5 protein-coding genes are annotated in these 6,447 nt (G+C 72.9%); 2 read left to right on the top strand and 3 right to left on the bottom strand.

Annotation, left to right across the window (positions count from 1 at the left end; genetic code table 11):
• Nucleotides 1-184 precede the first annotated feature (184 nt).
• On the bottom strand, nt 185-1,588 hold the full coding sequence (locus tag KME75_RS39030) for a hypothetical protein (RefSeq protein WP_219419969.1): 1,404 nt from the start codon (nt 1,586-1,588) through the stop codon (nt 185-187).
• A gap of 143 nt (nt 1,589-1,731) precedes the next feature.
• On the opposite strand from KME75_RS39030, the gene KME75_RS39025 reads away from it, so the two are divergent.
• Entirely contained in the window at nt 1,732-2,955 is a 1,224-nt protein-coding gene (locus tag KME75_RS39025) for a phosphodiester glycosidase family protein (protein WP_219419968.1), read from the top strand.
• Nucleotides 2,956-3,084: 129 nt separating this feature from the next.
• Nucleotides 3,085-3,837 (top strand): rRNA methyltransferase, encoded by a 753-nt coding sequence (locus tag KME75_RS39020; protein WP_219419967.1) that lies wholly within the window; start codon nt 3,085-3,087, stop codon nt 3,835-3,837.
• 21 nt (nt 3,838-3,858) lie between these two features.
• Here KME75_RS39020 and glgX read toward each other — a convergent pair whose 3' ends face one another.
• Nucleotides 3,859-5,976, bottom strand: coding sequence for a glycogen debranching protein GlgX (gene glgX / locus KME75_RS39015; protein ID WP_219419970.1), 2,118 nt, complete (start codon nt 5,974-5,976; stop codon nt 3,859-3,861).
• Nucleotides 5,977-6,093: 117 nt separating this feature from the next.
• Nucleotides 6,094-6,348, bottom strand: coding sequence for an inositol monophosphatase family protein (locus KME75_RS39010; protein ID WP_308283466.1), 255 nt, complete (start codon nt 6,346-6,348; stop codon nt 6,094-6,096).
• Nucleotides 6,349-6,447 lie beyond the last annotated feature (99 nt).

Below are 6,447 nucleotides of genomic sequence, written 5' to 3'. Positions count from 1 at the left end.
GCCGCCACGACAGCCCCGACCGTCGCCGCGACCGCCACCTCAAGGCACTCCAAGACCTCGGATACGAGGTCACACTCGCCAAGGCCTCATAGGCTGCGGTCGATTCTCCTGACAGCCACTTTCACGCCACGAGCTGGCATGAAAGTGGCTTTGCTGCCATCGAGCGGGGCGTCCGGGACCAGTACTAGTAGGACGGCGGCGGCGTCGCGGTCGGCAGGTACCGCACGGGCGCGGCCAGCGTCGGCGTCGGCATGCTCGGCGCCCCGTCGGGGTCGGGCTCGTGGTCGCGCTCGGGCTGCCGGGACACCGGCTGTTCCGCCGCCTGCGATACGGGCTGGGGCCCGGTCTGCTCAGCCTGCTGCGACACGGAGGGCTGCGACACGGAGGGTTGCGGCACGGAGGGCTGCGGCACGAACGGCTCGGCCTGCTGAGCGGCCGCCTGGACCGGTGCGTACTCCGGCTGCTGCTGCACCGGCGGCCCGGCCTGCTGAGCCGCCGGCTGGGCAGGCGCGTACTCCGGCTGCTGCTGCACCGGCGGCGCGGCCTGCTGGGCAGGCGCCTGCTCCGGCTGCTGCTGGACCGCGTGCTGCTCACCGTTGTGCTCGGCGGGCGGTGCGGCGACCTGCTCCTCCTGCTGCGCGGCCGGCTGCTCAACCGGCTGGGCGGCCGGTTGCGCGGGTTGCTCGGCCTGTTGCAGGCCGTTCCGTTCAGCCGGGTCGGGCGTGACGGACAGCTGGTCGGGAACCTGCACCAGCAGCTTCGCCGCCTCCGGCATCGCCCGCTCGAGCAGTTGACGGCTCGTGTCGAGCTGCTTCGCGAGCCGGTCGCGCAGCCCGTGCAGGTCGTCGACCTCGCGCTGGGCTTCGTCCACCGTGCGCCGCACGGTGTCGCGGGTCTCCGCGAGCACCGTCTTCGCTTGCTTGTCCGCGTCCTCGATCACGCGCTGCGCGGTGCGCAGGCTCTCGGACTGCAGCTTCGCGATCTGCGCCATCGCCTCGCGGCAGCGCAGGACGAGCGTCTTGCGGAACTCCTCGTCCTCCTTCGCGCGCCGCATGACGGCCGCTTCGTCCAGCCGGGCGCGCTCCTCGGCGGCCTCGCGGCGCATGCGGTCGATCTCGCGCTCGGTGTCCGGGACCGTCCAGGCGTAGCCGTTCTCGCTCGAGTCGAAGTCGCTCGGGTCGAACTCGTGCCCGGCTTCCTCGCCCACCGCGGCGATGATCTCCGCGGCGTGCGCGGCCGCATGCGCCGCGGCCGCCGCCCGCATCTCCCCGAACTCGTCCTGGGCCAGCCGCAGCATCACCTGCAGCCGCTCGCTCATGCTGCCGACGCTGTCCGGTGGCCCGGACATGACGCGCAGCTCGTTGCGTAGCCGCTCGGCCTCCGCGCGGGCGGCGTCGAGCTCGCTCCGCGCGGTGTCGAGCTCCTTGCCGAGCTGCGCGGCCTGTTCGACCGCGGCAGCCCGATCGGCGGCGAGGATCTTCATGTCGGCGTCGAGCCGGTCCAGGTGCTTGGTCACCTGTACTGGGTCGAAGCCCCTGCGGACCACGGCAAAGGAGGCGGCCGAGGACTCCCGCTCGACTGTGACCATGTGGGCCACGGTAGCGACCAAGTTGCCGGATTTGACCCCGTCCGCCGCCCGTTTCACCTGGTCGTGATCACCGGTGGGCGGAGCCGGTCACTGTGTGGTCTCATCCCGCCCTGCCGGCGTCGAGATCATCCGGAGGGGCGCGCATGCAGCTAGCGGGACGAGTACGTCCAGCGCTCGGGCTCCTACTCACGGCGGTGCTCGCGCTCGCCCCGGGCGGGGAGCCGACGCCGCCGCCCGAGCCGCCACCCGAAGGGCTGGAACAGGTCCTCGGCGAGCTGCTGCCCGCGCAGCCGGTCGCGCCGGGGGTGACCCATCGCGAGTTCACGACGACCGACGCCGCGGGCCAGGTCATGGGCGACGTCGTCGAGGTCGCGCTCGACGACCCGGCGGTGCGCACCGACCTCGTCACCGCCGGTGCCGTGGCCGCCAGGGCGTCGGTCGCCGCGATGGCGAACACGGCCGGTGCCGTCGCCGCGATCAACGGCGACTTCTTCGACATCGGCAGCACCAGCGCCCCGGCGGGCCCCGCCGTCCAGTCCACGCGCCCGCTGAAGGCCGCGGTTCCCCAGGGCCGTCGCGGCGCACCCGCCGTCCCGGGCGCCGAGATGGACTACGTCTTCACGGTGGGCGTCGACCGGGTCGCGCGGGTCGACCGTCTGCGCCTCGACGCCCGCGTGGACAGCCCGCACGGGACGCTCCCCGTCGTCGGGCTGAACCAGCACGCCGTCCCCGTCGGTGGGATCGGGATCTTCACCCGGGACTGGGGCGAGGCGGACCGCGGCCAGACGCTGTGCGGTTCCGACAGCGATCGGAACGCCCCGTGCGCCCCCGATCGCGTGGAGGTGCTCGTCCGCGACCGCGTCGTGGCCGCGGTCGGCGCGCCGGGCGCCGGGCGCCTGCCGCCGAACGAGATCGCGCTGCTCGGACGTGAGCAGGGCGCGGCGGCGCTGCGCGCGCTGCAGGTGGGCGACCCGGTGCAGGTCTCGTACGCGCTCGTGCCCGAGAGCGGCGTCACCCCGCAGTTCGCCGTCGGTGGGAGCCCGATCCTGCGCGACGGCAGGCCCACCGAGCGCCTCGACGACCGGGAGCGCGCTCCGCGCAGCGCCGCGGCGCACAGCCCGGACGGCACGCGGCTCTACCTGGTCACCGTCGACGGGCGGCAGGACGACAGCGTCGGGACGACCCTCTCCGAGCTCTCCGCACTGCTCGCGCAGCTCGGCGCCGTCGACGGGATGAACCTCGACGGCGGCGGGTCCTCCACCCTGGTGTTCCGGGCGCCCGGGGCGGGCGAGGTCACGATCGTCAACGACCCGTCGGACTCGTCCGCCCGCCTGGTCCCGAACGGCATCGGCGTCTTCACGGGGTGACCCGGTCCCGGGTGCCGGCAAGGTGGCTTTCCTGCCACCGGACGGCGGCATTGCCACCTTGCCGGCGATCCCCCGCCCACCGTGTGCCGTGCCCGGGAACCGCCGGGTCGGGCCGTCGATACTGCGTACGTGCAGTACCGCCACGCGCCCGACGAGGACTTCAGTGATCTCGCCAGTGGCGCCGTGCTGCGCTCGGCCCCCGGCCAGCCCGCGTTCCCGGTGCGGCTCGGGCTCGAACTGCTCGGCCGCGCGCTCGAGCACGTGCCCGGCACCGGGCCCGTCACCGTCTGGGACCCGTGCTGCGGGGCCGGCCAGCTGCTGACGTCCGTGGCGCTGCTGCGGCGCAGCCGGCTGGGTGCGGTGGTCGGCAGCGATGCCGAGCCCGCTGCCCTGGCCCTCGCCGAACGGAACCTCGCACTCCTGACCGCGGACGGGCTGGCTCAGCGCGAGTGCGAGCTCCGCGGGCTGGCCGACGCGCACGGCAAGGCCTCGCACGAGCGGGCGAGCGCCGCGGCACACCGGCTCAGGGACCGGCTCGCCGCCGACGGCGGAGACCTCGCCTGGTCGCTCCACCGCGCGAACGCCCTCGACCCGGCGCAGCTCGCCCCGATCGTCGCCGCGCAGGCCCCCGACGTCGTCATCGCCGACGTCCCGCACGGCGACCGGACCCACTGGACCCCGCACGACGGACGGAGCGGCGAGGCCGACCTCGTCGCGGCGCTCGACGCTGTCCTGCCCGCCGGCTCGGTCATCGTGGTCGTCGTCCGCGGCCGACGGGTGCACCTGCCCGCCGGGACCCGCGCGCTGGAGCGGCACCGCATCGGGCACCGCGCCGCCGCGCTCGTCCGTGCGGGCGAGGTCGCCGGTTCCGCTCGGTGCTGATGCTCGCTCCGCAAGCTCCGCTCAGTAGCTCTTGCGCAACACCAACAGCGACCGGGCCGTGATCCGCAGCCGCCCGCCCGGCTTCGCGTCGCGCTGCCTGCGCCGCGCCCGGGCCCGCAGCGGGTCGGCCGTGTCTACCGCGATCTCCCAGACCCGGCCGAACGCCTCCCCCGGCAGCGTGAACGGGATGGGCTGGTGGTGGGCGTTGAACAGCAGCAGGAACGAGTCGTCGACCACCCGCTCGCCCACGGCGTCGCGCTCGGGGATCCCGTCGCCGTTCAGGTAGACCCCGAGGGTGCGGGCGAACCCGGGGCCCCAGTCGTCGTCGGTCATCTCCTGGCCGTCGGGGCGCAGCCACACGATGTCCTCGATGTTCGAGCCGCGGATCGGGCGGCCCTGGAAGAACCGCCTGCGGCGGAACACCGGATGCGCGGCACGCAGGGCGGCCACCTCGGCGACGAAGTCGGTGAACACCGAATGCTCCCTCGCGCGCTTCCAGTCCACCCACGACAGCTCGTTGTCCTGGCAGTAGACGTTGTTGTTCCCCGACTGGGTGCGCCCCAGCTCGTCGCCGTGGGAGAGCATCGGCACGCCCTGGGAGAGCAGCAGCGTCGCGACGAAGTTCCGTTTCTGGCGCTCGCGCAGCGCGAACACCGCGTTGTCCTCGGTCGGGCCCTCCACGCCGTGGTTCCAGGACCGGTTGTGGCTCTCCCCGTCGCGGTTGCCCTCGCCGTTGGCCTCGTTGTGCTTGTCGTTGTACGAGACGAGGTCCTCGAGCGTGAACCCGTCGTGCGCGGTGACGAAGTTGATCGACGCGATCGGCCGCCGGTTGTCCTTCTCGTACAGCTCGGACGATCCCGTGAAGCGCGAGGCGAACTCACCGAGGCTCGCGGGCTCCCCGCGCCAGAAGTCCCGCACGGTGTCGCGGTACCGGCCGTTCCACTCCGTCCACAGCGGAGGGAACCCGCCCACCTGGTAGCCGCCCTCCCCGACGTCCCACGGCTCCGCGATGAGCTTCACCTGGCTCACCACCGGGTCCTGGTTCACCAGGTCGAAGAACGCGGCGAGGCGGTCGACCGAGTGGAATTCCCGCGCCAGCGCCGAGGCGAGGTCGAACCGGAACCCGTCGACGTGCATCTCCGTGACCCAGTACCGCAGCGAGTCCATGATCAGCTGCAGTGACTGGTGCTGCCGCACGTTGAGGCTGTTCCCGGTGCCCGTCGTGTCGTAGTAGTGCTCGGGGTCGCCGGGCACCAGCCGGTAGTAGACGTGGTTGTCGATGCCGCGGAACGACAGCGTGGGCCCGAGGTGGTTGCCCTCCGCCGTGTGGTTGTAGACCACGTCGAGGATCACCTCGATCCCCGCCCGGTGGAACAGCTTTACCATCGTCTTGAACTCCTGCACCTGCTCACCACGGGTGCCGAAGGACGAGTAGTCGCCGTGCGGGGCGAAGAAGCCGATGGTGTTGTAGCCCCAGTAGTTCGACAGGCCACGCTCGCCGAGCGCGTGGTCCTGCACGAACTGGTGCACCGGCATCAGCTCGACGGCCGTGACGCCGAGGCGCTTCAGGTGCCTGATCATCGCCGGGTGGACGAGGCCCATGTAGGTGCCGCGGATCGCGTCCGGGATGTCCGGATGCGTCATCGTCATGCCCTTGACGTGCGCCTCGTAGATCACGGTCTCGTGGTACGGGACGCGCAGCGGCCGGTCGTTCGCCCAGTCGAAGAACGGGTTCACCACCACCGACCGCGGCATGTAGGGCGCGGAGTCCGCACGGTTGACCGACCGCGGGTGCCCGAACCGGTAGGAGAAGAGCGCCTCGTTCCAGGTGATGTCCCCGTCGACGGCCTTGGCGTAGGGGTCGAGCAGCAGCTTCGCCGGGTTGCAGCGCAGCCCCCGGCGCGGGTCGTAGGGCCCGTGCACCCGGTAGCCGTAGCGTTGGCCCGGTCCGCACCGGGGCAGGTACCCGTGCCAGACCAGGGCCTCGCGCTCGGGCAGGTCCACGCGCGTCCCGACACCGTCGTCGTCGAACAGGCAGAGCTCCACCCGCTCGGCGACCTCGGAGAACAACGCGAAGTTGGTGCCGCCGCCGTCGTAGTTGGCACCGAGCGGATACGGCGATCCGGGCCAGATGTCCAGGGGACGCTCCCGTCGTCGGGGCGCGGGTCGCCCCCGCACCGGTAGGTAACGGACATACCCGATCAGGTGAGGTTCCGCACCCCCTGGGGGACCTCCGGCCGTGTCAGCGCAACCGCTTCAACCGGCGATCGCGGCGGCGAGCTCCTCCGCCAGCTGCGGCGTGGCCGCGACGACGCCGGACCAGCGCCGGGTCAGGTCGGGGTCGAGCTCCAGCGGCCGGCCGTGCACGTCGAGCACCGCCCCGCCGGCGGCCGGGACGGTGAGCATCGCTGCGGCGAGGTCGACGATCCGGTGGGTGTCCGAGCCCGCGTCGGCGAACGCGTCGACCGACCCCTCGGCGACGAGTCCAGCCCGTCCAGCATCGGCACCCACCGCGGCCGCGGCCCCGAGGTCCGCGCCCCCTTCCCGAACCGCACATGCAGCTTCCCGAACGGGCCCCGGCCGAAATGCACGTCGCAGCGCTCCAGCAGC

Source organism: Pseudonocardia nigra (genome assembly GCF_019396355.1).
GTDB lineage: Bacteria > Actinomycetota > Actinomycetes > Mycobacteriales > Pseudonocardiaceae > Pseudonocardia > Pseudonocardia nigra.
Note: the sequence above shows the minus strand (reverse complement) of the source record. Positions and strands in the feature narration are given on the sequence as shown.

Coding starts and splice junctions, on each gene's coding strand:
- KME75_RS39025 (WP_219419968.1), top strand. CDS start 1,732: ATGCAGCTAGCGGGACGAGTACGTCCAGCGCTCGGGCTCCTACTCACG.
- KME75_RS39030 (WP_219419969.1), bottom strand. CDS start 1,588: ATGGTCACAGTCGAGCGGGAGTCCTCGGCCGCCTCCTTTGCCGTGGTC.